Source organism: Amycolatopsis panacis, assembly GCF_003600245.1.
Lineage (GTDB): Bacteria > Actinomycetota > Actinomycetes > Mycobacteriales > Pseudonocardiaceae > Amycolatopsis > Amycolatopsis sulphurea.
The window spans coordinates 1-24,167 of the sequence record NZ_QZFV01000129.1 but is presented as its reverse complement, the minus strand read 5'-3'; the positions used below and the strand labels follow the sequence as shown (position 1 = coordinate 24,167).

At 71.1% G+C, this 24,167-nt stretch carries 21 protein-coding genes and 1 pseudogene; 13 read left to right on the top strand and 9 right to left on the bottom strand.

The genetic code is table 11. The features are described 5' to 3' along the window. Positions 1–108 precede the first annotated feature (108 nt). A complete protein-coding gene (locus tag D5S19_RS27515; protein WP_120026289.1) occupies positions 109–2,919 on the bottom strand; it encodes an aconitate hydratase in 2,811 nt (936 codons plus the stop codon). 389 nt (positions 2,920–3,308) lie between these two features. On the opposite strand from D5S19_RS27515, the gene D5S19_RS27510 reads away from it, so the two are divergent. Next, positions 3,309–4,640, top strand: a complete 1,332-nt coding sequence (locus D5S19_RS27510; RefSeq protein ID WP_120026290.1) for an NlpC/P60 family protein — start codon at positions 3,309–3,311, stop codon at positions 4,638–4,640. Here D5S19_RS27510 and D5S19_RS27505 read toward each other — a convergent pair. Further along, positions 4,609–5,442: a GNAT family N-acetyltransferase gene (locus D5S19_RS27505; protein ID WP_120026288.1), complete on the bottom strand. Its 834-nt coding sequence runs from the start codon at positions 5,440–5,442 to the stop codon at positions 4,609–4,611. The genes D5S19_RS27510 and D5S19_RS27505 overlap by 32 nt on opposite strands. A gap of 125 nt (positions 5,443–5,567) precedes the next feature. Here D5S19_RS27505 and mobA point away from each other — a divergent pair, with 125 nt between their 5' ends. The 4 genes from mobA (at position 5,568) to D5S19_RS27485 (ending at position 9,244) form a co-directional block, all read left to right on the top strand. After that, the gene (gene mobA / locus D5S19_RS27500; protein WP_120026287.1) at positions 5,568–6,116 is read left to right on the top strand and encodes a molybdenum cofactor guanylyltransferase; all 549 of its coding nucleotides are present in this window, start codon (positions 5,568–5,570) and stop codon (positions 6,114–6,116) included. A 134-nt stretch (positions 6,117–6,250) separates the two neighbouring features. Then, positions 6,251–7,315, top strand: coding sequence for an AAA family ATPase (locus D5S19_RS27495; protein WP_120026286.1), 1,065 nt, complete (start codon positions 6,251–6,253; stop codon positions 7,313–7,315). A 70-nt stretch (positions 7,316–7,385) separates the two neighbouring features. Next, positions 7,386–8,267, top strand: a complete 882-nt coding sequence (locus D5S19_RS27490) for a DUF58 domain-containing protein (protein ID WP_233574200.1) — start codon at positions 7,386–7,388, stop codon at positions 8,265–8,267. Further along, complete coding sequence (locus tag D5S19_RS27485; RefSeq protein WP_120026284.1) at positions 8,264–9,244, top strand: VWA domain-containing protein; 981 nt, start codon at positions 8,264–8,266, stop codon at positions 9,242–9,244. Before D5S19_RS27490 ends, D5S19_RS27485 begins: the two co-directional genes overlap by 4 nt. A 47-nt stretch (positions 9,245–9,291) precedes the next feature. Here the strand turns inward: D5S19_RS27485 and D5S19_RS27480 are convergent, their stop codons facing one another. The 6 genes from D5S19_RS27480 to D5S19_RS27455 are packed head-to-tail and all read right to left on the bottom strand — an operon-like array spanning position 9,292 to position 14,551. Continuing rightward, a complete protein-coding gene (locus D5S19_RS27480) occupies positions 9,292–9,753 on the bottom strand; it encodes a tRNA (cytidine(34)-2'-O)-methyltransferase (RefSeq protein ID WP_120026283.1) in 462 nt (153 codons plus the stop codon). 8 nt (positions 9,754–9,761) lie between these two features. Next, a complete protein-coding gene (locus D5S19_RS27475) occupies positions 9,762–10,190 on the bottom strand; it encodes an acyl-CoA thioesterase (protein ID WP_120026282.1) in 429 nt (142 codons plus the stop codon). 20 nt (positions 10,191–10,210) lie between these two features. After that, the gene (locus tag D5S19_RS27470; RefSeq protein ID WP_120026281.1) at positions 10,211–11,146 is read right to left on the bottom strand and encodes a TAXI family TRAP transporter solute-binding subunit; all 936 of its coding nucleotides are present in this window, start codon (positions 11,144–11,146) and stop codon (positions 10,211–10,213) included. Then, complete coding sequence (locus D5S19_RS27465) at positions 11,143–12,531, bottom strand: sensor histidine kinase (RefSeq protein ID WP_120026280.1); 1,389 nt, start codon at positions 12,529–12,531, stop codon at positions 11,143–11,145. Before D5S19_RS27465 ends, D5S19_RS27470 begins: the two co-directional genes overlap by 4 nt. A gap of 4 nt (positions 12,532–12,535) precedes the next feature. Continuing rightward, positions 12,536–13,201 carry a response regulator transcription factor gene (locus D5S19_RS27460; protein ID WP_120026279.1) on the bottom strand — a complete coding sequence of 222 codons (666 nt, stop codon included), beginning with the start codon at positions 13,199–13,201 and terminating at the stop codon, positions 12,536–12,538. Positions 13,202–13,228: 27 nt separating this feature from the next. Next, on the bottom strand, positions 13,229–14,551 hold the full coding sequence (locus D5S19_RS27455; RefSeq protein WP_120026278.1) for an MFS transporter: 1,323 nt from the start codon (positions 14,549–14,551) through the stop codon (positions 13,229–13,231). A gap of 193 nt (positions 14,552–14,744) precedes the next feature. On the opposite strand from D5S19_RS27455, the gene fabG reads away from it, so the two are divergent. The 3 genes from fabG to D5S19_RS27440 all read left to right on the top strand — a co-directional run bounded on the left by fabG (position 14,745) and on the right by D5S19_RS27440 (position 17,443). Continuing rightward, entirely contained in the window at positions 14,745–15,449 is a 705-nt protein-coding gene (gene fabG, locus D5S19_RS27450) for a beta-ketoacyl-ACP reductase (protein WP_098509994.1), read from the top strand. A gap of 68 nt (positions 15,450–15,517) precedes the next feature. Next, positions 15,518–16,285, top strand: coding sequence for an enoyl-ACP reductase FabI (fabI, locus tag D5S19_RS27445; protein ID WP_098510346.1), 768 nt, complete (start codon positions 15,518–15,520; stop codon positions 16,283–16,285). 117 nt (positions 16,286–16,402) lie between these two features. Continuing rightward, a complete protein-coding gene (locus tag D5S19_RS27440; RefSeq protein WP_120026277.1) occupies positions 16,403–17,443 on the top strand; it encodes a ferrochelatase in 1,041 nt (346 codons plus the stop codon). A gap of 10 nt (positions 17,444–17,453) precedes the next feature. On the opposite strand, the gene D5S19_RS27435 is transcribed toward D5S19_RS27440, so the two are convergent. Continuing rightward, on the bottom strand, positions 17,454–18,251 hold the full coding sequence (locus D5S19_RS27435) for a hypothetical protein (protein ID WP_120026276.1): 798 nt from the start codon (positions 18,249–18,251) through the stop codon (positions 17,454–17,456). 203 nt (positions 18,252–18,454) lie between these two features. Between D5S19_RS27435 and D5S19_RS27425 the strand changes: the two genes are divergently transcribed. The 5 genes and pseudogenes from D5S19_RS27425 to mshC all read left to right on the top strand — a co-directional run bounded on the left by D5S19_RS27425 (position 18,455) and on the right by mshC (position 23,965). Next, positions 18,455–19,852 carry an ATP-binding protein gene (locus D5S19_RS27425; protein WP_120026275.1) on the top strand — a complete coding sequence of 466 codons (1,398 nt, stop codon included), beginning with the start codon at positions 18,455–18,457 and terminating at the stop codon, positions 19,850–19,852. Further along, positions 19,852–21,810: a vWA domain-containing protein gene (locus tag D5S19_RS27420; protein WP_120026274.1), complete on the top strand. Its 1,959-nt coding sequence runs from the start codon at positions 19,852–19,854 to the stop codon at positions 21,808–21,810. The genes D5S19_RS27425 and D5S19_RS27420 overlap by 1 nt, the downstream gene beginning before the upstream one ends. Before the next feature lie 80 nt (positions 21,811–21,890). Further along, positions 21,891–22,442, top strand: a pseudogene (locus D5S19_RS27415) (MerR family transcriptional regulator); the annotation flags it as partial. A gap of 71 nt (positions 22,443–22,513) precedes the next feature. Further along, positions 22,514–22,648 carry a hypothetical protein gene (locus D5S19_RS33925; RefSeq protein WP_325050329.1) on the top strand — a complete coding sequence of 45 codons (135 nt, stop codon included), beginning with the start codon at positions 22,514–22,516 and terminating at the stop codon, positions 22,646–22,648. Positions 22,649–22,726: 78 nt separating this feature from the next. Further along, positions 22,727–23,965: a cysteine--1-D-myo-inosityl 2-amino-2-deoxy-alpha-D-glucopyranoside ligase gene (mshC, locus tag D5S19_RS27410; protein ID WP_120026273.1), complete on the top strand. Its 1,239-nt coding sequence runs from the start codon at positions 22,727–22,729 to the stop codon at positions 23,963–23,965. The last annotated feature ends 202 nt before the right edge of the window (positions 23,966–24,167 follow it).

The window sequence follows — 24,167 nt, the reverse complement described above, 5'->3', positions numbered from 1 at the left end:
GGGCCGCGCCGCACGCCGGCGGCGCTGACCCCCGAAAAGCTGTGAAGGGTCCCTTCACGGACTCAGAGTCCGTGAAGGGACCCTTCACGGCTTGATGGCCGCGGTGGGTCAGGAGCGGGTCATCTTGCGCAGCACGTACTGCAGGATGCCGCCGTTGCGGTAGTAGTCCTCCTCACCCGGGGTGTCGATCCGCACGACCGCGTCGAACTCGACCTTCGTGCCGTCGGTCTTGGTGGCAGTCACGTGCACGGTGGCCGGGGTGCTGCCCTCGTTCAGCGCGGTGATGCCGGAGATGTCGAACGTCTCGGTGCCGTCCAGCTTCAGCGAAGCGGCCGACTCGCCCTCCGGGAACTGCAGCGGGATGACGCCCATGCCGATCAGGTTCGACCGGTGGATCCGCTCGAACGACTCGGAGATGACCGCGCGCACGCCCAGCAGCGACGTGCCCTTGGCCGCCCAGTCACGCGACGAGCCGGAGCCGTACTCCTTGCCGCCCAGCACGACCAGCGGGGTGCCCGCGGCGGCGTAGTTCTGCGCGGCGTCGTAGATGAACGCCTGCGGGGCGCCCTCCTGGGTGAAGTCGCGGGTGTAGCCGCCCTGCACGTCGTCCAGCAGCTGGTTGCGCAGCCGGATGTTGGCGAAGGTCCCGCGGATCATCACTTCGTGGTTGCCGCGGCGCGAGCCGTAGGAGTTGAAGTCCTTGCGCTCGATGCCGTGCTCGGTGAGGTAGCGCCCGGCGGGGGAGTCGGCCTTGATCGCCCCGGCCGGCGAGATGTGGTCGGTGGTGACCGAGTCGCCCAGTTTCGCCAGCACGCGCGCCCCCGAGATGTCCTCGACCGGCGACGGCTCGGCGGCCATCCCGTCGAAGTACGGAGGCTTGCGCACGTAGGTGCTCTCGGCGTCCCACTCGAAGGTCTTGCCCTGCGGGGTGGGCAGCGCCTTCCAGCGCTCGCCGCCGTCGAACACGTCCGCGTAGTCCTTGGAGAACATCTCCTGGGTGATCGCGGAGTCGATGGTCTCCTGGATCTCCTGCGCCGAGGGCCACAGGTCCTTCAGGAACACGTCGTTGCCCTGCTGGTCGGTGCCCAGCGGCTGGTGCTCGAAGTCGAAGTCCATCGTGCCGGCCAGCGCGTAGGCGATCACCAGGGGCGGTGAGGCCAGGTAGTTCATCTTGACGTCCGGGTTGATCCGGCCCTCGAAGTTCCGGTTGCCCGAGAGCACCGAGACCACGGTGAGGTCGTTCTCCTGCACCGCGGCGGAGATCTCCTCGGGCAGCGGGCCGGAGTTGCCGATGCAGGTGGTGCAGCCGTAGCCGACCAGGTGGTAGCCCAGCTTCTCCAGGTACGGCCAGAGACCGGCCTTCTCGTAGTAGTCGGTGACCACCTGCGAGCCCGGGGCCATCGAGGTCTTCACCCACGGCTTGACCGACAGGCCCTTGTCGACCGCGTTGCGCGCGAGCAGCGCCGCGCCGAGCATGACCGACGGGTTGGAGGTGTTGGTGCAGGAGGTGATCGAGGCGATCACCACGGCGCCGTGGTCGAGGATGAACTCGCCGCGGTCGCCGCTGGAGACCTTGACCGGCTTGCTCGGCCGGCCGGTCGCCCCGTTGGCCGCGGACTGCACCGGCACCGCGGTCTCGTCCTTGAACGACAGCGCGGCCGGGTCGGAGGCCGGGAAGGTCTCCTCGACCGTCTCGTCCACATTGGTGTGCGGGGTGGGCAGCTCGTCCTCGGCGTAGTCGTGCACCGACTTGCGGAACGAGGACTTCGCGTCGGACAGCTCGATGCGGTCCTGCGGGCGCTTCGGTCCGGCGATCGACGGGACGACCGTGGACAGGTCCAGCTCCAGGTACTCGGAGTAGGTCGCCTCGTGGGACGGGTCGTGCCAGAGGCCCTGCTCCTTGGCGTACGCCTCGACGAGGGCGACCTGCTCGGCCGAGCGACCGGTGAGCCTGAGGTAGCGGATGGTCTCGTCGTCGATCGGGAAGATCGCCGCGGTGGAGCCGAATTCCGGGCTCATGTTGCCGATGGTGGCGCGGTTGGCCAGCGGCACCTGGGCGACGCTCTCGCCGTAGAACTCGACGAACTTGCCGACCACGCCGTGGCGGCGCAGCATCTCGGTGATGGTGAGCACGACGTCGGTCGCGGTCACCCCGGCCGGGATCTCGCCGGTCAGCTTGAAGCCGACCACGCGCGGGATGAGCATGGACACCGGCTGGCCCAGCATGGCCGCCTCGGCCTCGATGCCGCCGACGCCCCAGCCCAGTACGCCCAGGCCGTTGACCATGGTGGTGTGCGAGTCGGTGCCGACGCAGGAGTCGGGGTAGGCCTGGCCACCCCGGGCCATCACGGTGCGCGCGAGGTGCTCGATGTTGACCTGGTGCACGATGCCGGTGCCCGGCGGGACGACCTTGAACTCGTCGAAGGCGCCCTGGCCCCAGCGCAGGAACTGGTAGCGCTCGCGGTTGCGGCCGTACTCGATCTCCACGTTGCGCTCGAAGGCGTCCGCGCGGCCGAACACGTCGATGATCACCGAGTGGTCGATGACCAGCTCCGCCGGGGCGAGCGGGTTGACCTTGTCCGGGTCGCCGCCGAGGTCGGTCACCGCCTCGCGCATGGTGGCCAGATCGACCACGCACGGCACGCCGGTGAAGTCCTGCATGATCACGCGCGCGGGGGTGAACTGGATCTCCACCGACGGGTCGGCGCCGGCGTCCCAGCCGCCGAGGGCGCGGATGTGCCCGGCGGTGATGTTGGCGCCGTCCTCGGTCCGCAGCAGGTTCTCGAGCAGGATCTTGAGGCTGTAGGGCAGCCGCTGCGAGCCCTCGACCTTGTCGAGGCGGAAGATCTCGTACGAGCTTTCGCCCACCTTCAGCGTGTCTTTCGCGCCGAAGCTGTCCTTGCTGGCAGATGCAGTCACTTCAAACTCCAGTGGCGGGGGCTCGCGCCTGCGCGGCGTCCGCCCCGGGTCAGTTCGGTGGTGTGCCGGGGCCGTCGGGCCGGCCCCGGCCGAGTCTTGCGCACTCCCACGGTAGGGCCGGAAGCGGCAGCGCACACCTCGTCGTCACCCAAACAGTACGCGCGTCCTGTATTTCCTTCAAGGCGCCACGCGGGGTGACACCCGCCATGCCGGAAACGCCCCCGGGCGCGGTCGGCGAACCCTCCCCGGACGCGCCGCGCAAAGGTCCCCCGATCTGGGGAAATGGTGTTTACGGTGTGGGAGTTCCTGGTGAGGCTTGTGATAGTGGTGTGACTGCGGTGACGGCGGGTGTGCCCGGTGCCGGTGGTCCTGGACAGCGGAGGTGGCGGATCGTGCGGATCCGGCGAGGTCTCGTGGTCGGCACGTTCGCGCTCGTCGCGCTGTACGGCGCGGCCGGGACCGGCCTCGCGGTGCCGCCCCCGCCGCCGAACCCGAGCGACTCCGAGATCGACTCCTCCAAGGCCGCGGCGAACGCGAAGGCCGGCGAGGTCGGGAAGCTGACGAACCAGCTGGCCCAGGCCGAGCAGCAGCTCAACTCGCTGCAGGACGACGTCGAACTGAAGCAGGAACAGGCGATGAAGGCCCTGGTCGACCTGCAGACCGCGCAGGACGCGGCGGGCCAGGCACGGCAGGATGCGCAGGCCGCGCGCCGGGAGGCCGACGCCGCGACCGGGGCGATCGAGACGGCCCGCGAGGACCTGAAGAAGTTCGCCGCAGCCAGCTTCGAGCAGGGCAGCACGGTGGGGTCCATCTCCGCGTACCTGACTTCGGACAGCCCGAAGGACCTGCTCGCGCGTGCCCAGCTGCTCGACTCCATCGGCGGCTCGCGGCTGAACGCGCTGGACCGCCTCCAGCAGGCGCAGACGGAGAAGTCCAACAAGGACGCGGCCGCGCGCAAGGCGCTGGAGATCGCCCAGCAGAAGCAGAACGCGGCCACGCGAGCCAAGAGCGGGGCGGACGCCGCGCAGGCGGCTGCGGTGTCCGCGCAGCAGGCGCAGTCCGCGCAGAACACGCAGCTGGAAGCGAACAAGAACAGCGTCGAGCAGCAGCTGTACGCGGCGCAGGCGAAAGTCAGCGGGCTGCAGGGGCAGCGTCAGCGTTACCAGGACTGGGTGGCGCAGAAGCAGCGTGAGGACGAGGAGCGCGCGCGGCAGGCGGCGCTGCGCGCGAGCAGCAGCAACTCTGGCGGTGACGACGGTGGCGGGGGTGGCGGCGTCCGCCGTCCGTCGCCCGCGGCCGGCAGCTCGATCGAAGCCGTCATCGCGCGGGCGCTGTCGAAGCTCGGCCTCCCGTACGCGTGGGGTGGCGGCAACGGCAGCGGCCCGACCCGAGGCATCCGCGACGGCGGCGTGGCGGACGCGTACGGCGATTACCGCAAGGTCGGGTTCGACTGCTCGGGCCTGATGATCTACGCCTTCGCGGGCGTACAGGGCCTCTCGCACTACAGCGGCTACCAGTACAACTCCGGTCGCCACGTACCGCTGTCCCAGATGCGCCGCGGCGACATGCTCTTCTGGGGCGGCTCGGCCGGTATCCACCACGTCGCGCTGTACCTGGGCAACGGGCAGATGGTCGAGGCACCGCAGTCGGGTTCCTACGTACGGGTCAGCCCGGTTCGCTATGGCGGCATCATGCCGTACGCGACCCGCCTCGTCGGCTGAGCTGACGAGCACCCCGTACGGGACTGTATGTGTACGGCGTCGTTGTGGTGATCGCGAGGAAGCCCAGCCGTTCGAGGATGGGGCGGCTCGGCGGCAGCGCGTCGACCAGTAGATAACGCACGTCGTGAGCACGCGCGACCGTCACGCGATGCGTGACCACGGCGCGGTACAGGCCCCGTCCGCGCCAGCCGGGCAGAGTCGCGCCGCCCCAGAGACCGGCGAAGCCGGTGCCGGGCACAAGCTCCAGCCGCGCGGCGGAGACGACCCGGCCGTCGGCTTCGGCTACGACGTGGGTGGTGGTGCCGTCGTCGGCGCGTGCCCGAGCGAGCAGGTCCGCGGCGACGGCGGCTTCGTCGTGGCCGAAGACGTGCGCGGTGAGGGAAGCGATGCGGAGCAGGTCATCGGTGCCGTGGGCTTCGCGTACGAGTGCGTCGCCGGCCGGTGGCGCGGACGGGGTGATCGCGTCGAGCGGCGCGACGAGCACCGTTTCGGTGGGCTCGGCGGTGAACCCCGCGGCCAGGAGCCGCTCCGGCAGCTCGACGGGACGGTCGTGGCCGCGGGTCTTCCACTCGAACTCCTCACCACGGGCGGCGAAGAACGCGCATTGCCGGGCGATCAGCGCGGCCAGCGCTTCGCCGTGCAGGCCGAGATCCGGCGGCCCGGCGACGAACCCGCGCCGTCCGCCGATGATCCGGGTGAGCGGTCCGTCGGTGCTGAGCCGCGTGCCAGGTTCGGCCGTGGTCAGCTCCGCGGCGCGCAGTTCGTGGTCGTAGGCGGCGAGCAGCCGCGCTGCGTCGGGCACCCGCGCACCGTAGTGCGCCGCGGCTCGCGATGCACGCGGATTTGCCGGAACCGGCAAGCTGGAGTGATGACGAAGCTGAGCCAAGGAACCGACCACACCGGCTGCACCACGATCAAGGGGCCCACATGACGTTCGCCGGGATCGTGCTCGCCGGGGGCGCCGCGCGCCGGATGTCCGGAGTGGACAAACCAGAGCTGGTCGTGCGCGGCAGCTCGCTGCTCGCGCGGGCGCTCGCGGCGCTGGCCGGAGCCCGGCCGCTGGTCGTGGTCGGCCCGGCCCGGCCTGGGTACCCCGGGGTGGTCTGGACCCGCGAACCGGTGCCCGGCACCGGTCCGGTGGCCGCGCTCGCGGCGGGGCTCGGGACAGTGGGAGACGCGCCGGTCACCGTGCTGCTGGCCGGGGATCTGCCGGGGATCCGTGAGTCCACAGTGGAACGTCTGCGGGCGGGGCTGACCGGCGACGTGGACGGCGCGGTGTTACTCGACGCGGCGGGGGAGCGGCAGTGGCTCGCCGGCGCGTGGCGTACCGCGGCCTTGCGCGGCGCCCTGCCCGAGGCGCCGGAGAACCGGTCGCTGCGTCGCACGTTCGGCGGGCTGCGGATCGCCGAAGTGGTGGCGGAGCAGGGGGAAGCCGAGGACATCGACACCCCCGAAGACTGGGCGCGGTACCGCTGAGACCGGCTTCACGGCTGTCACACCGCGAATGGGGTTGGCTACCGTTGCGGGAGGGGCGTGCCGCGTGCGGCGGCGGCGCCGTAAAGCAGTACGGTCGCGGACGAGCCCGCGGAAGCAGAACCACTGGAGGAAGAGTGACCGAGCCCGGCAACGCCGAGGGCGGCAACGGGCAGCAGCCCGGCACCCCGGCGCGGGACGCCCAGCTGCTGGAACGGACCGTCTTCGAGGTCAAGCGCGTCATCGTCGGGCAGGACCGGCTGGTGGAGCGGATGCTCGTCGGGCTGCTGGCCAAGGGCCACCTGCTGCTGGAAGGCGTGCCCGGGGTCGCGAAGACCCTGGCGGTGGAGACCTTCGCGCGGGTGGTCGGCGGCTCGTTTTCCCGGGTGCAGTTCACCCCCGACCTGGTGCCCGCGGACATCCTCGGCACCCGGATCTACCGGCAGGGCGCGGAGCGCTTCGACGTGGAGCTGGGTCCCGTCGTGGCGAACTTCGTGCTGGCCGACGAGATCAACCGGGCGCCGGCGAAGGTGCAGTCGGCGATGCTGGAGGTGATGGCCGAGCGGCACGTGTCCATCGGCGGCAGGACCTTCCCGATGCCGGATCCGTTCCTCGTGCTGGCCACCCAGAACCCGATCGAGAACGAGGGCGTGTACCCGCTGCCGGAGGCGCAGCGCGACCGGTTCCTGTTCAAGATCGTGGTCGAGTACCCCTCCGCCGAGGAGGAGCGCGAGATCGTCTACCGGATGGGCGTGACCCCGCCCGAGCCGCACGAGGTGCTCAGCCCGGCCGAGCTGGTCCGCCTGCAGGGTGTGGCCTCGCAGGTGTTCGTGCACCACGCGCTGGTCGACTACGTGGTGCGGCTGGTGCTGACCACCCGCACGCCGAACGAGCACGGCCTGGCCGACGTCGCGGGCTGGGTGTCCTACGGTGCCTCGCCGCGCGCGAGCCTCGGCATCATCGCCGGGGCGCGGGCGCTGGCCCTGGTCCGCGGTCGTGACTACGTGCTGCCGCAGGACGTGGTGGACGTGGTGCCGGACGTGCTGCGGCACCGGCTCGTGCTGTCCTACGATGCGCTCGCCGACGCGGTGCCGGTGGATCACATCATCACCCGTGTGCTGCAGACCGTGCCGCTGCCGCAGGTGTCCGCCCGTCCGCAGGGCGGGGCCGGGCCGGTGGCCGCGGGCGTCCCCGTCAGGTAGCCGCGTGGCCGGGAAAAACCAGAACGACGAGCGCCCGTCGTGGGCGCCGCCGGTGCTGCGCGGCGACCGCATGGCGGCGGGGCTGCGCACCCTCGAACTGGAGGTGCGGCGCCGGCTGGACGGGCTGTTGCAGGGCAATCACCTCGGCCTGGTGCCGGGACCCGGTTCCGAGCCGGGCGAGGCACGGCCGTACCAGCCGGGCGACGACGTGCGGCGGATGGACTGGGCGGTCACCGCCCGGACCACCACCCCGCACATCCGGGAGACGGTGGCCGACCGCGAACTGGAGACCTGGGTGGTCGCCGACCTGTCGGCGAGCCTCGATTTCGGTACCGCGCTGTGCGAGAAACGCGACCTCGTGGTGTGCGCGACGGCCGCCGTCGCGCACCTGACCGGCGGGGGCGGCAACCGGATCGGCGCGCTGATCTCGAACGGGCAGGGCATCACGCGGATCCCGGCGCGCGGCGGGCTTCCGCACGCGCGCGGCCTGGTCCGCAAGCTGGCCGAGACCCCGCGCGCGCCCGAAGGGGTGCGCGGTGACTTCACCGGGGCGCTGGAGAAGCTGCGCCGTCCGCCGCGGCGGCGCGGTCTGGGCGTGGTGATCTCGGACTTCCTCGGCCCGGCCGACTGGGAGCGTCCGCTGCGGGCGCTCGGCGGGCGGCACGAGCTGATCGCGGTGGAGATCGTCGACCCGCGCGACGTGGACCTGCCGGAGGTGGGCACGGTCGTGCTGGCCGACCCGGAGAGCGGGAGGCAGCGCGAGGTGCACGCTTCGGCGTTGCTGCGCAAGGAGTTCGCCGCGGCGGCGCACGAGCACCGGCAGCGGGTCGCGGCCGGGATCCGCCGGGCCGGTGCCGCACATCTGGTGCTGCGCACCGATTCCGACTGGATCGCGGATCTGGTGCGGTTCGTGGTGGCCCGCAAACGCCGCTGGTCAGGAGGTGCCGCGTGAGTCTCACCGGGTTCACCGCGCCGTGGTGGTTCCTGCTGCTCATCGCGGTGGCCGGGGTCGTCGTCGCGTACGTGCTGGTGCAGCGTTCGCGGCGCCGGCGGGTGCTGCGATTCGCGAATCTGGAGCTGCTGGATCGGGTGGCGCCGCGGGCGCAGGGCTGGATCCGGCACGTGCCCGCGGTGCTGCTGGTGCTCTCGATGCTGGTGCTGACCGTCGCGCTGGCCGGGCCGACCGCCCAGCAGCGGGTGCCGCGCAACCGGGCGACCGTGATGCTGGTGATCGACGTGTCGTTGTCGATGAAGGCCACCGACGTCGCGCCGTCGCGGCTGAAGGCGGCGCAGGACGCGGCGAAGCAGTTCGCGCAGAACATGACACCGGGGATCAACCTCGGCCTGATCTCCTTCGCCGGGACCGCGACCGTGCTGGTCAACCCCACCACCGACCGGGCCGGGGTGAGCACCGCGATCGACAACCTGAAGCTGTCCGAGTCCACCGCCACCGGCGAGGGCATCTACGCGGCGATCCAGTCGATCCAGAACTTCTCCGCGGTAGTCGGCGGGGCCGAGGGGCCGCCGCCGGCGCGGATCGTGCTGATGAGCGACGGCAAGCAGACCGTGCCGCAGGACCTCTCCGCGCCGCGGGGGGCCTACACCGCGGCGCAGTCGGCGAAGCAGTCGAAGATGCCGATCTCGTCGATCTCGTTCGGCACCGAGGAAGGTTCGGTGGACATCGAGGGCAAGCGCGAGCCGGTGAAGGTCGACGACGCGTCGCTGCGGGAGATCGCGCATCTGTCCGGCGGCGAGTTCTACAAGGCGGCCAGCGCGGACCAGCTGAAACGGGTCTACGCGGACCTCGGCGAGCAGATCGGGTACGAGACCAAGGACGCGGACGCGAGCAAGCCGTGGCTGGTGGCCGGCACGCTGATCCTGATGATCGGTGCAGGCACCGCACTACTGTTCGGACAGCGACTGCCGTGAAGCTGTGAAGGGACCCTTCACGGACTCAGAGTCCGTGAAGGGTCCCTTCACAGCCCGTCGAAGCCGTTCTGCCGCCAGGCTTCGTAGACGGTGATCGCGGCGGTGTTGGCCAGGTTGAGCGAACGGCTGGTGGACAGCATCGGCAGCCGCAGCCGGTCGGTGACCTCCGGGGCGTGCTGTACCTCGTCGGGCAGGCCGTTGGATTCCGGGCCGAACAGCAGTACGTCGCCGGGTATGTACGCGACGTCGGTGTACTGCCTGGTGGCGGACGCGCTGAACGCGTACACCCGGGCAGGCAGTAGTGCACGCCAGGCGGCGGCGAGGTCGGCGTGTACCCGGACCCGGGCGAGGTCGTGGTAGTCGAGGCCGGCGCGGCGGAGCTGCTTGTCTTCGAGGGTGAAGCCGAGCGGTTCGACCAGGTGCAGTTCGCTGCCGGTGTTCGCGGCAAGCCGGATCGCGTTGCCGGTGTTCGGCGGGATTTCCGGGTGGTAGAAGAGAATGCGGAACACGGCGAGGCTCAGACCGGCTGCGCCAGGAAGGGCGTGTACCGGGCGATTACCTCGCCCGGTGGCGGGGTGGGCCGCAGCGTCGCGGGGTCGACGAACACGTAGCGGGTCCGGATCTCGGTGGTGAGCTGACCGTCGCGGCGAATCTCGTAGTCGAAGACCAGCGAGGTCGTGCCGAGGTGGCCGAGGTAGGCCGACACGACCAGCTCGTCCTCGAACCGGCAGGGCAGGCGGTAGCGCAGGTTCGACTCGGCGACCACGACGTCCAGCCCGGTCGCCAGGAACTCCCGGTGCGAGCCGAACAGCGCCTTCTCCACTTCGAAGGACGCCATGTCCGCGTAGGAGAGGTAGTGCGCGTTGAACACCACGCCTTGTGCGTCGCATTCGTGGTAGCGCACCCGGACGGGCATTTCGGTGATGGCGCGGCGTTCGGTCACCAGGCCAATCTTGCCACCGCTGCTCAGCCGTGCAGGGTGCGGTAGGTCCCGGCCGCGCCGGGATGCAGCGCGACCGGCCGGGTGCCGATGAGGGTGCGTACGTCCAGGAACTGGGTGCCGACCGCCTGCGCGGGCACGAGTTCCGCGGCCCGGCCGGCGAGCACACGCACGACTGCGGCGGCGACTTCGTCCGGAAGCTTTGGCGAGCAGACCAGCAGGTTCGCGACGCCGACGGTGCCGAGCGCGCCGACGCTGCGGTACGCGCCCGCGGGAACCTGGACCGGTTCATACAGCGGGCCGTACGCCTTCCGTAGCCCGGGGAGCACCGACGTGAGGGGCAGTAGGGCGAGCGGGGTCGTACGGTTCAGGTCGGCGAGCGCCGGGGTGGGTACGCCGCCGGACCAGGCGAACGCGTCGATGCGCCGGTCGCGTAGTGCGGTGAGGGCGTCGGCCAGCCGGAGGTGCTGTGCCTGTACGGGTACTCCAGCGGTCGCGAAGACGCGCTCGGCCAGCTGCGCGGCGCCCGATCCGTGGGCGCCGAGGGATACCGGACGGCCGGCCAGTGCCGTGAGGTCGTGGCGACGGTCGGCGGCCCTGACGACGAGCTGCAAGTAGTTCTCGTACACCCGGCCCACTGCGTACAGCGGGACTGGCTTGGAGAACGGCGGGTCGCCAGCGAGTGCGGACTGTGCGACATCGGCGAGTACGAGCCCAAGGTCCGCCGTACCCTCCTGTACGCGCCTGACGTTCTCGACGCTTGCTTCGGTGGGCAAGGCGACGCACCGCAGTGCGGGCACAGCACGGTTCAGCTCTGTGGCGAGTACGTCCGCGAAGGCGAGATAGAAACCACCTGGCTCGCCGGCGGCGATTGTGACGGTGCGGGCGGGACCGCGATAGCCGCCGTCGCACGCGCTGAGTACGAGGCCGAGTCCGCCGAGGAGAGCAGTGCGTCTGTTCACGGTGTCACCTCCGCGGGCAGCGTGACGCGGACTTGCAACCCATGCGGCTCCACCGCGCGCAGCTTCAGCAACCCGCCGCGAGCGCGCGTCTGTTCCCGCGCAATGGCCAGGCCGAGCCCGCTACCTCGTGGCGCGCCTTCGCCGCCCGCGCGCCAGAACCTTTCCGTGGCAAGGGAAAGCTCTTCGGAGGCGAGGCCAGGGCCGTCGTCGGTGACCAGCAGCGTGACGGTGCCCGGACCGGCCTCCCAACCGGCGGTGATGGTCGCGCCGCGGCCGGCGTGGTGGACCGCGTTGTCGAGCAGTACGTCGAGGACCTGGGCCAGCTCGTTCTCGGGCATCCGTACCAGGACCGGTTCGGTATGTGCGGCGCACGGTACGAGCGTCGCGTTCGCTTCCTCGGCGGAGAGACGCCACGCGTCGACGCGCTCGGCGACGACTGTGCCGAGATCGGCGGGTTCGGGATCCTCCCCGGCGGCGAGGCGGGTGGAGGTGCTTTCCGCGGCGGCGAGGGTGAGCAGGCCGTCCAGGATGCGTTCCAGCCGCTCGACTTCCGCGGCAGTGGCCTGGTAGGCCGGGTCGTCATGCAACTCGGCGGCGAGCGAATCGAGGCGCAGCCGCAACGCCGCCATCGGATTCCGCAGCTGATGTGACGTGTCGGCGACGAGCCGCCGTTGCTGCTCCGCGGCGGCGACGACGGCGTCGGACATCCGGTTCACCGAGGCGGCGAGCGACCGCAACTCGCGCGGGCCGGACCGTTCCGGCACTTGCGCGCGTCGTCCCCGAGCGACCGCGAGCACGCCGTTCTCCAGCTCCACCAACGGCCGCACCATCCACCGCGCGAGCAGCACGGACAGCAGCACGAACAACGCCGCGACCACCAGGGCACCGGCCACGATGGCGGCCCACCGCCCAGCGACGTCAGACGCGGCCTGCGCGGCCGACGCACGCAGTACGACGGCGCCGGACACCCGCGTCCCGGTACCGACCGGACGTGTGAACAGCACCGGCTCGGCGGACCAGGGCGTGACTTGCTCTACCGGCGGACCTGGCTCGTTCCGGAGCGTCGCTTCGACGAGCGCGCGTACGGCGGGGTCTCCGGTGGTGAGGCCGCCCGTCTGGACCAGCGGAAGCCGCTGCGTGTCCACCACGAGGACCGCTTCGCTGTATAACGACGAATACTCCGCGGCTTCAGCCGTCAACGCCGTCGCGTCACCGGCGTCAACTGCTTGCTGCGCGAGGACGACGAACCGCTCCACGTCGCTGCTACGGGAAATGACCAGCTCCTGGGTCCGCTGGTCTGCCGTCGTCGACAGCAGTGGCACCGCGAAGGCGGCGACGCCGGCGAGGGCGAACGTGACGAGTACCGCGAGCAGGCGCGTTCGCACGGAGTCAGTCCCGGCCCAAGCGGTACCCGAAGCCGCGGATGGTGGTGAGCAGTCCGGGCCGATCGAGCTTCGCGCGCAGCTGGGTCATGTGTACGTCGAGAGATCGCGAGACGGCGAGATACGCGTCGCCCCACACCTCGTCCATCAACTGCTGGCGGCTGACCGCCGTACGTGGGCGTACGGCCAGAACCGCGAGCACTTCGAATTCCTTCGTGGTCAGGCCTGCGTCTCGCCCGTCGACGAGCACCCGTCGTCCGCCGAGGTCGATCTCGACGTCTTCGAGCCGTACGACGCGGTCTGCAGCCGCTTCGCCGCGACTGCCGCCGCGACGCAGCACAGCGTCCATCCGCGCCAGCAGTTCGTGCAGCCGTACGGGTTTGGCCAAGTAGTCGTCCGCACCGAGCCGAAGCGCGCGTACGACGGAGCGCTCGTCTGCGCGCGCGGTGAGCACTATGACCGGCACCGTCGACACCTGACGAATCTTGCGCAGTACGTCCAGCCCACCGAGATCGGGCAACCCGAGATCGAGCAACAACACGTCGGCGTCGTGATGCCGGTGAAGTGCGTCGACGCCCCGGCCGACTGCGGTGACGGCGTGGCCGTGCGTATGCAGTGTCTCGGCGAGCGCCTGGGCGACACCGGTGTCGTCCTCGACGAGCAGCACGCGCACGGCCGTCCTCCCCAGCTAGTTCTCGGCCTAGTCCTCGTTCTGGTCCTCGTCGCGTTCGAGAGCAGACGAACGCGATGTTTCCCGCATTGTTGCGTACACGACAAGGGACACCAGGACACATCCGGCGACGTACCAGAAGAACAGCGACTCGTGACCCGCCTTCTTCAGCGCTTGCGCGATGAGTTCGGCAGTGCCGCCGAAGATGGCGACAGTGAGCGCGTACGGCAGCCCGACGCCGAGCGCGCGGATACGCGTCGGGAACAGCTCCGCCTTCACGATGGCGTTGATCGACGTGTACCCGGTGACGATGACCAAGGCGGCCATCAGCAGCAGGAACGCGAGCACCGGCTGCTTGGTGTGCGCCATAACGGTCATGATCGGCACGGTCAGCACAGTGCCCGCGATGCCGAAGAACAGCAGCAGCTTGCGCCGTCCGATGCGGTCGGACAGACGCCCGGCGAGCGGCTGCAGGATCGCGAACAGCAGCAGCGCGATGAAGAGGATCACCGTCACGGTGCGTCGGGGGACGCCCGCAGTGTTCTCCAGGAACTTCTGCGTGTACGTGGCGTACGTGTAGAACGCGACTGTGCCACCGAGCGTCAGCCCCACGACCAACGCGATCTCGCGCGGGTACTTCACCAGCTGTCGCAGCGTGCCGCGTTCCCCGGCGTTCCTCGCGACGCGCTGGTAGCTCTCGGACTCGTCCATGCTGCGCCGCAGCAGCATCACGATCACTGCGGCCAGCGCGCCGACCACGAACGCGATCCGCCAGCCCCACTCGCTCATCTGCCGGTCGGTCAGCACGCTCTGCAGCACGAGCTGCAACCCGAGCGCGAGCAGCTGCCCGCCGACGAGCGTCACGTACTGGAAGCTCGAATAGAACCCACGGCGGCCGGGAGTGGCCACTTCGGACAGGTACGTCGCCGAAGTCGAGTACTCGCCGCCCACCGACAACCCCTGCAGCAGTCGTGCAAGCACGAGCAGTACGGGCGCCGCGACGCCGATCTTCCCATACTCCGGCGTGACGGCGATGACCAACGACCCACAGGCCATCATCGACACCGAGAGCACGAGCGCGGACCGGCGGCCGAACCGGTCCGCGAAGCGGCCCAGCAGCCAGCCGCCGAGCGGGCGCATGAGGAACCCCACGGCGAACACCGCCGCGGTGTTGAGGAACTGGAGCGTCGAGTCGCCGCCGGGGAAGAACGACTTCGCGAAGTACGTGGTGAAGGCCGAGTAGGCGTACCAGTCGTACCACTCGACGAGGTTGCCCACCGAGCCGCGCAGCACGTTGCCGGCGACCCGCCGTTCGTTCCGGCGTGCTTCGCCGCTCTGGGTCCGGGTAGTCATCGTTGACCTCCTGTGTTGCGACTCACGGTGACCAACCCACGGGTAACCAGCAAGGTCGAAACGCGGTTCCTTACCTGCGCTTAGGACAGCCGCCTCACCGCTGTGGACGCCGGGTGCGGGGCCGCTCAGCGGGGCCGATAGCCTCGTGGCGGCAGAAGCCGCACAGCGGATCGGGACGAACAGGGGAGTGGCAGTGGGACGGTCGGTCTTGGTCACCGGCGGCAACCGGGGCATCGGTCTCGCGATCGCCCGTGATCTGGCCGCGCAGGGACACCAGGTGGCGGTCACCCACCGTGGGTCCGGTGCGCCGGAGGGGCTTTTCGGGGTCGAGGCGGACGTCACCGACCTCGAACAGGTGGACACCGCGTTCAAGCAGGTCGAAGAACACCAGGGGCCGGTCGAGGTGCTGGTGTCCAACGCCGGGCTCACCGACGACACGCTGCTCATGCGGATGTCGGAGGAACAGTTCGAGCGCGTGCTGAACGCGAACCTGACCGGTGCCTTCCGCGTCGCGAAGCGCGCTTCGCGCGGCATGCTGCGCGCGAAGTGGGGCCGCTTCGTCTTCATCTCCTCGGTGGTCGGGCTGTCCGGCTCGGCGGGCCAGGCGAACTACGCCGCGTCGAAGGCGGGCCTCGTCGGCTTCGCCCGTTCGCTCGCGCGCGAGCTGGGCTCGCGCAACATCACCGCGAACGTGGTCGCGCCCGGCTTCGTGCACACGGACATGACCGACGCGCTGCCCGAGGCCCGCAAGAAGGAGATCCTCGCCGCGGTGCCCTCGGCCCGCTACGCCGAGCCGGCGGAGATCGCCGCCGCGGTGCGCTTCCTCGCCTCCGACGAGGCCGGCTACGTCAACGGCGCGGTGCTGCCCGTCGACGGCGGCCTCGGCCTGGGCCACTGAGCACGCCGAATTCCCCGCTGAACCACCGCATTCAAACCACGACGCCGAACCACGACCTGGAGGACCCGTTGCCCGGACTGCTCGAAGGCAAGCGGCTGCTGATCACCGGCATCATCACCGATGCGTCGCTGGCTTTCCACGCCGCCCGCTTCGCCCAGGAGGAGGGCGCCGAACTGGTGCTGACCGGCTTCGGCCGGATGTCGCTGGTCGAGCGGATCGCCAAGCGCCTGCCCAAGGAAGCTCCGGTGCTGGAGCTGGACGTGACCAACCAGGAGCACCTGGACTCGCTGGCCGAGCGCGTCGGCGCGCATGTCGACGGTCTCGACGGTGTGCTGCACTCGATCGGCTTCGCCCCGCCGTCCTGCCTGGGCGCCCCGTTCCTGGACGCCCCGGCCGACGACGTGAAGGTCGCCGTGGACGTGTCGGCGTTCTCCTTCAAGTCGCTCGCCGTCGCGACGTTGCCGCTGCTTTCGCGGGGCGCGTCGATCGTGGGCATGGACTTCGACGCGCGCGTGGCGTGGCCCGCCTACAACTGGATGGGCGTCGCGAAGGCCGCGCTGGAGTCGGTGAACCGTTACCTGGCCAAGGAACTCGGCCCGCAGGGCATCCGGGTGAACCTGGTCAGCGCGGGCCCGATGAAGACGATGGCGGCCCGGTCGATCCCCGGCTTCGACGAGCTGGAGGAAGGCTGGAACGACCGCGCGCCGCTGGGCTGGGACAGCTCCGACCCGACGGCGACCGCGAAGTCGGTGTGCGCGCTGCTGTCGGACTGGCTGCCCGCCACCACCGGTTCGATGATCATGGTCGACGGCGGGGTGCACGCGCTCGGCATCTGAGCCCGGACAAGCGCTCACGACGGTCCCCGCGGAGCTTCCCGCGGGGACCGTCGTCGTCAGACAGCGCAAAGCCGGGCCGCCGCGGTGCGGGCCGGGCCACCACGGCAAGATGTCGGGGTGGGTTACGACGCGTTGCTGTGGCTTTCGTTCGGCGGTCCGGAAGGACCCGACGAGGTGATGCCGTTTCTGGAGAACGTCACCCGGGGCCGGGGGGTGCCGCGGGAACGCCTGCTCGAAGTCGCCGAGCACTACCAGCACTTCGGCGGGGTCTCGCCGATCAACCGGCTCAACCGCGCCGCGATCGCAGCGGTGGAGAAGCAACTCGCCGCGGAGGGTCTCGACCTGCCGGTGCATTTCGGTAACCGCAACTGGCAGCCGATGGTGGAGGACACCGTCGCGACGATGAAGGCCGAGGGCGTGCGTCGCGCCCTGGTGTTCCCGACGAGCGCGTACGGCGGCTACTCGGCGTGCCGGCAGTACGACGAGGACATCGAGCGCGCCCGCGCCGCGGTCGGCGAAGCGCCGGATCTGGTGAAGCTGCGGCAGTTCTACGACCACCCGCTGTTCGTGGCGGCGGTCGCCGACGCGGTCCGCGCCGCGCATGCCGAGCTGGGCGACCGGCCGGGCATCCGCACGGTGTTCACCGCGCACTCCATCCCGGAGACCGCGGACCGCGGCTCGGGCCTGCCCACGGAAGGCGGGCGCCGGTACTCCCGGCAGATCGCCGAAGCTGCGCGTCTGGTGGCCGCCGAGGCCGGGATAGCGGAGTACGACGTGGTGTGGCAGTCCCGCTCGGGACCGCCGCAGATCCCGTGGCTGGAACCGGACATCGTGGACCACTTGGACGTACTGCACGCCCAGGGCGTCGAAGCCGTGGTGGTGAGCCCGATCGGCTTCGTCTCCGATCACCTGGAAGTGATCTGGGACCTGGACAACGAAGCCGCCGAACGGGCAGCCGAGCACGGGATGGCCTTCGCGCGAGCGTCCACTCCGGACACTGACCCGCGCTTCGCCGAACTCGTCGTGGAGCTGATCCGCGAACACCTCACGGACGCTCCCGTGCGCAAGCTGTCGGACTTCCCGGCCGCCGGCTGCACGCTCAACGGCGCGCCGTGCGCTGTGGGCTGCTGCGAGCCAACAAAGCGGCCGGGCCGCTGACCCACCCGGGTCAGGGGTGGCGGTCGCCCTGATCGGAGAAGACGCGTACGGCCTCGTTCACCGAAGCCGTACGCGCGGTGCGGACCGCGTCCACGAGCGGGCGCAGAGCCTCCGCGCGACGGCTCGCGGCGGAGGCGGACAACGCGCCGCCCGGGTCGTCGCTGCGCGCGATCGCGAGAATCGCGGAGATCTCCTCCGCACGCTGCAGCACGCGCAAGGCACGGGCGGGCATCCCCGCCGGCCATTCGATCCGCGGGCGGGCACGCAGGTGCGCGGACAGTTCGGCGCGCACGCCGGGACGGTCGCTGGCCACATCGAGCGCCTGCAGCGCACCGGCGCTCGCACGGATCGCGTCGGTGAGGCCGTGTTCGGCCTCCGCCAGCGACTGGTACTCCAGCGGCGTCGGCGTGCCGAGCGAGTAGACCGTCCACCGCATCAAGCCCTCGGCGATCGGCTCGGGGACGAGGCCGAAACCGAGCGCGGTGAGTACGACGGCCTCCCCGCAGCGCACCGCCGCGTCGGCGAACGGGCCGGCCCCGCCGAGACCGCGGACGTCCCCGGCGACCGGGAGCACGAGCTGGGCGCTGGTCGCCCCCTGCCCGCGCAGCGCGAGCAGCAGCTGCACCGGAGTGGCGGCACGGTGGAAGGCGAGCGGGAGATCGAACGCGTCGGCCGCGGCGGGATCGGCCGCGACCACGTCGTGGGCCTCGGCCCAGTCCTGAAGGGCATCGAGCACGTCGTCGGAGGCAGCGGTCCCGTTCAGCCACGCGGAGGACCAGACGGCGAGAGTCGCACTGGGTCGGCACACGACGACCTAGTTTAGAGACTGTCTCGAAAGTGGCTTGCGTGGCGGTGCGGGTAGCGGAACCTCAGGCGTCCTCTCACTCCGGGATCTCCTCCTCACAGAACCTCGGCCCAGCGCGGCGAAGCGACCGCGCCGAGGGTGGCAGCCGCGCACGCTGGAGTCGCTCCACGTCGACGGACGCCGGAACGGGCAGTAGCGTCGATGGGGTGAACGCAGTTCCCGAGGCACTTCCCCGTACCGCGGGCGAGCTTCGCGCCGCCGGGTACACCCCGCGCCCGATCGCCCGTGAGATCCACGACAACCTGCTGGCAGCGCTCCGCGACGGCCGCGACGCCTGGCCCGGCATCGTCGGGTTCTCCCGCACCGTGCTGCCGCAGCTGGAACGCGCGCTGCTGGCCGGGCACGACGTCGTCCTGCTCGGAGAGCGCGGGCAGGGCAAGACCCGCTTGCTGCGCACCCTGGCCGGGCTGCTCGACGAATGGACCCCGGTCATCGAGGGCGCCGAGCTGGGCGAGCACCCGCTCCGGCCGATCACTCCGGCGTCGATCCGCCGGGCCGCCGAGCTGGGCGACGAGCTGCCCGTCTCTTGGCGGCACCGCAGCGAGCGCTACACCGAGAAGCTGGCCACTCCGGACACCAGCGTCGGCGACCTGATCGGCGACGTCGACCCGGTGAAGGTGGCCGAGGGCCGCAGCCTCGGCGATCCGGAGACGATCCACTTCGGGCTCGTGCCGCGGGCGCACCGTGGCATCGTGGCGCTCAACGAGCTGCCCGACCTCGCCGAGCGGATCCAGGTCGCGCTGCTGAACGTGATGGAGGAGCGCGACATCCAGGTTCGCGGCTACACCCTGCGGCTCCCGCTGGACGTGCTGCTGGTGGCCACCGCAAACCCGGAGGACTACACCAACCGCGGCCGGATCATCACCCCGCTCAAGGACCGGTTCGGCGCGGAGATCCGCACCCACTATCCCCTCGACGTGGCCGCTGAGGTCGCCGTCGTGCGCCAGGAGGCGAAGCTGGTCGCCGAAGTCGGCGAGCCGCTGTTGGAGGTGCTCGCCCGGTTCGTGCGGAATCTGCGCGAGTCGACGGTGATCGACCAGCGGTCCGGCGTGTCCGCCAGGTTCGCCGTCGCGGCGGCGGAAACCGTTGCCGCTGCGGCATTGCGGCGGTCCGCGCTCACCGGCGAGCAGCCCGCGGTGGCCCGGCCGGTGGACCTCGACGCGGTGCCCGCCGTGCTGCGCGGCAAGATCGAGTTCGAGCCGGGGGAGGAGGGCCGCGAAGTCGAGCACCTGGTGCACCTGCTGCGCCTCGCCGTCGCGGAAACCGCCCGCGAACGCTTCGCCGGGCTCGATCTGCGCCCGTTGTCCGATGCGGTGGCCGACGGGCACTTGGTGGCCACCGGCGAGCGTGTGCCGGGCAGTGAGGTGCTCGCCGCGCTGCCGGAGCTGCCGGTGCTGCACGAGGTCGCCCAGCGTGCCGGGGTGTCCGCGGACGAGCCCGCGGGCCGGATCGCCGCGGCGGTCGAGCTGGCACTGGAGTCGCTGTTCCTCGCGCGCAGGCTGGCGAAGGACACCGACGACACCACCACGGTGTACGGCGAATAATGCCGCTCCTGCCGGAAGGCTATTCCTACGGCCCGTGGCACGACGGGCCGGATCCGCTGGCGCCTCCGGCGGATCTGCGGAACGCGCTCGACGAGATCGGCCGCGACGTGCTGGAAGGCGCGTCCCCGCGGTCGGCGCTGGAGGAGCTGCTGCGTCGCGGCACAGGGCAGACGGCCGGCCTGGACGAGCTGACCCGGCGGCTGTGGCAGCGCCGTTCGGAGATCCGCCGTCGGCACCGGCTGGACGGCACGCTGGAGGAAGTGCGGCGGCTGCTGCGCGAAGCGGTGGAGGCCGAGCGGCGGGAGCTGTTCCCGGACCCGGACGACGAGGCCCGTTTCCGAGAGGCACAGCTGGACGCGCTCCCGCCGGGCACCGCGGCCGCGGTCCGGGAGCTGACCGAGTACGACTGGCGTTCGGAGGAGGCCCGCGGCAAGTACGCGCAGATCCGTGACCTGCTCGGCCGCGAGATGCTCGACGCGCGGTTCCAGGGCATGAAACAGGCGATGGAGAACGCCGGTCCGCAGGACGTCGAGCGGATCAACCAGATGCTCGGCGATCTCAACGCGCTGCTGGCCGCACATGCCCGGGGCGCTGCCGACATTGGCGAGCGGTTCGCCGAGTTCATGCGTCAGCACGGCGAGTTCTTCCCGGAGAACCCCCGAAACGTCGACGAGCTGATCGACGTGCTGGCCGCCCGATCGGCCGCCGCGCAACGGATGCTGAACTCCATGTCCGATGAGCAACGGGCGGAGCTGGCCGAGCTGGCGCAGCAGGCGTTCGGCGATCCCCGGCTCGCGCGGCAGCTGTCCGCTTTGGACGCCCAGCTGCGGGCGCTGCGGCCGGGGGAGGACTGGACCTCCTCGGAGCGGTTCCGCGGCCAGGACCCGCTCGGGCTCGGCGAAGGCGCGCAGGCGATGTCCGATCTGGCCGAGCTGGACGCGCTGGCCGAGCAGCTGGGCCAGTCCTATCCCGGCGCCCGGCTGGAGGACATCGACCTCGAAGCGCTGGAGGCGCAGCTGGGCCCGGACGCCGGGGTGGACGCCCGGCGGCTGGCCGAGCTGGAGCGCGAACTGCGCCGGCAGGGCCTGTTCGAACGGGCGGCGGACGGCACGCTTCGCCTGTCGCCCAAGGCTTTGCGCCGGCTGGGGGAGACCGCGCTGGCCGACGTGGTCAACGCGCTGCGCGGCAAGACCGGCGATCGGGAGACCGAGTCGGCCGGTGCGGCGGGGGAGCCGACCGGCGCGAGCCGGGAGTGGCGGTTCGGGGACACGCAGCCCTGGGACGTGCCGCGCACGGTGCGCAACGCGGTGCTGCGGTCGGCCGCGACGGGCTCGCGCGCGGTGCGGCTGGACGTCGAGGATGTCGAGGTGGTGGAGACCGAGCATCGCTCGCGCGCGGCCGTCGCGCTGCTCGTGGACACCTCGTGGTCGATGGTTTCCGAAGGCCGCTGGCTGCCGATGAAACGCACCGCGCTGGCGTTGCACCAGCTGATCAGCACCCGGTTCCGCAACGACGCGCTGCAGCTGATCACGTTCGGCCGGTACGCGACGTCGGTCGAGCTGCCCGAGCTGGTCGGTCTCGAAGGCACCTGGGAGCAGGGCACGAACGCGCACCACGCGCTGCTGCTGGCCGGGCGGCACCTGCGGCGGCACCCGGACGCACAGCCGGTGGTGCTGATGGTCACCGACGGCGAGCCGACCGCCCACCTGGAGCCCGATGGAGCGGCCGAGTTCGCCTATCCGCCGGAGCCGCGCACCCTCCACAAGACACTGTCCGAAGTGGACAGGCTGGCGAAGCTGGGCGCGGCGATCACGGTGTTCCGCCTGGGCGATGACCCCCGGCTGGCGGCCTTCGTGGATCTGATCGCGCGCCGCTCCGGAGGCCGCGTCGTGGCCCCGGACCTGGACGGGCTCGGTGCGGCCGTGGTCGGGGACTATCTGCGTACCCGCCGACGCTGAACGCTTGACCCTCACGCGACGTGAGGCGCCACCGTGGCTCTCGTCCGGGCCGGTGACGGCCACAAGAAACGGGGGAAGCGATGGACTACCGGGTGGGTGAGGTCGCGGCGTTCGCTGGGATCACCGTGCGCACACTGCACCACTACGACGAGATCGGGTTGCTGTCGCCGAGCGGGCGGAGCGCCGCCGGCTACCGGCGTTACCGCGACGCCGATCTTGACCGGTTGCAGCGCGTCCTGCTCTACCGGGAGCTGGGCTTTCCCCTTGAGACGATCGCGACGCTGCTTTCCGCGCCGGAGGCCGAAGCCGACGCCCACCTGAGGCGGCAGCGGGAGCTGCTGGTGGCGAAAGCGGACCGGGTCACCCGCATGCTCGCGACCGTCGATCGCGTACTGGAGGCGAGAGCGATGGGCAGCGCATTGACGCCCGAGGAGAAGTTCGAGGTGTTCGGCGGGTTCCGTGAGCCCGAGGGGTACCCGGAGGAGGCCGTGCGGCGCTGGGGCGACACCCCGGAATGGCAGCGTGCCACGCTGCCCGCGGACAAGGCCGAATGGGCGGAAGCCGAGCGGCGACGCAAGGACTGGGTGACGAGACTCGTCGCGCTCGTCGACGCGGGAGTTCCGGCCGACGGCGCCGAGGCGGGCGTGCTCGCCGAGGAGCACCGGGCAATGCTCGCCGCGGTCATGGGGAGTGCGGCTACGAGATGCAGCAGCGGATCGCGGAGCTGTACGTGCGCGAGCCGGCCCAGCTGGCCTTCCTGGTCCGTGAGGAGGAGCAGCGACCCGGCATCGGGGCGTACGTGCGTGACGCCGTCCGGGCCAACGCCCTGCGCCGCTGAATCCCATCCGGTGGGAGCCCGAGGTCCGGCTCCCACCGGGCGAGAAAGCGTACGGACGTCACGCTTACAGTCGGAGGTATGCAGACTTGGTCATCTGTCGCCGTGCCGCGGCTGCCCGGCACGCCCCGTCCCCTCCGGCTCCACGACACCGCGACCGGGCAGGTGCGCCCGACCGCGCCGGGCCGGACCGCCCGGATGTACGTCTGCGGGATCACCCCCTACGACGCCACGCACCTCGGCCACGCCGCCACCTACCTGGCCTTCGACCTGGTCAACCGGGTGTGGCGGGACAACGGCCACGAGGTGCACTACGTGCAGAACGTGACCGACGTGGACGAGCCGCTGCTGGAGCGCGCGGAGCGGGACTCCGACGACTGGATCGTGCTCGGCATGCGCGAGACCGCGCTGTTCCGTGAGGACATGGAAGCCCTGCGTGTCGTGCCGCCCCGGCAGTTCGTCGGCGCGGTCGAGGCGATCCCGGAGATCATCGAGGTGATCGCGAAGCTGCTGGCCGACGGCAGCGCCTACCGCGCGGACGACGCGGAGTACCCGGACGTCTACTTCGCGCACAACGCGACCGGCCGGTTCGGCTACGAGTCCGGCTACGACGAGGAGACCATGGCGAAGTTCTTCGCCGAGCGTGGCGGCGACCCGGATCGCCCGGGCAAGCGGCACCCGCTGGACGCGCTGCTGTGGCGGATGGCCCGCGACGGTGAGCCGTCCTGGGAATCCGAGCTGGGCGCGGGGCGGCCGGGCTGGCACATCGAGTGCAGTGCGATCGCGGCCAACCGCCTCGGGTCCGGGTTCGACCTGCAGGGCGGCGGCTCGGACCTGATCTTCCCGCACCACGAGTACAGCGCGGCGCACGCCGAGGCGGTGTCGGGGGAGTACCCGTTCGCCCGGCACTACGTGCACGCCGGGATGATCGGCCTGGACGGCGATAAGATGTCGAAGTCCCGCGGGAACCTGGTGTTCGTCTCCCGCCTGCGTGCGGACGGCGTCGACCCCGCGGCGATCCGGCTGGCGCTGTTCTCCGGGCACTACCGCGAAGACCGGCCATGGACCGATGCGTTGCTGACCGAGGCACAGGAGCGGCTGGCCCGCTGGCGAGAGGCGGCCGCGTTGCCGGCCGGCCCGGAGGCGGCCGACACCGTGGCACGGCTGCGCGACCACCTCTCCGACGACCTCGACACCCCGAAGGCACTCGCCGCCGTGGACGCCTGGGTAAGCGCCGCGCTGCGCCGCTCCGGCAGCGACGCGACCGCGCCGGGCCAGATCCGCGACGCAGTGGACGCTCTCCTCGGCATCGCTCTCTGACCCGTCCGCATCGTCGCCAGGCCCGGTGCGAGCCGGGCAGGCGGGCTGTGAGGGGTCCCTTCACGGACGCTGAGGCCAGGGCCCCGGCAAAGTTGGTCGGGGGCCCGGCAGTGGGCGATGCGGAGGTGTGTGTGCGACCACCTCGTGGCGTGCGCCGGACCGGTTTCGGGTCCGTGAAGGGACCCTTCACGGACTCTGAGTC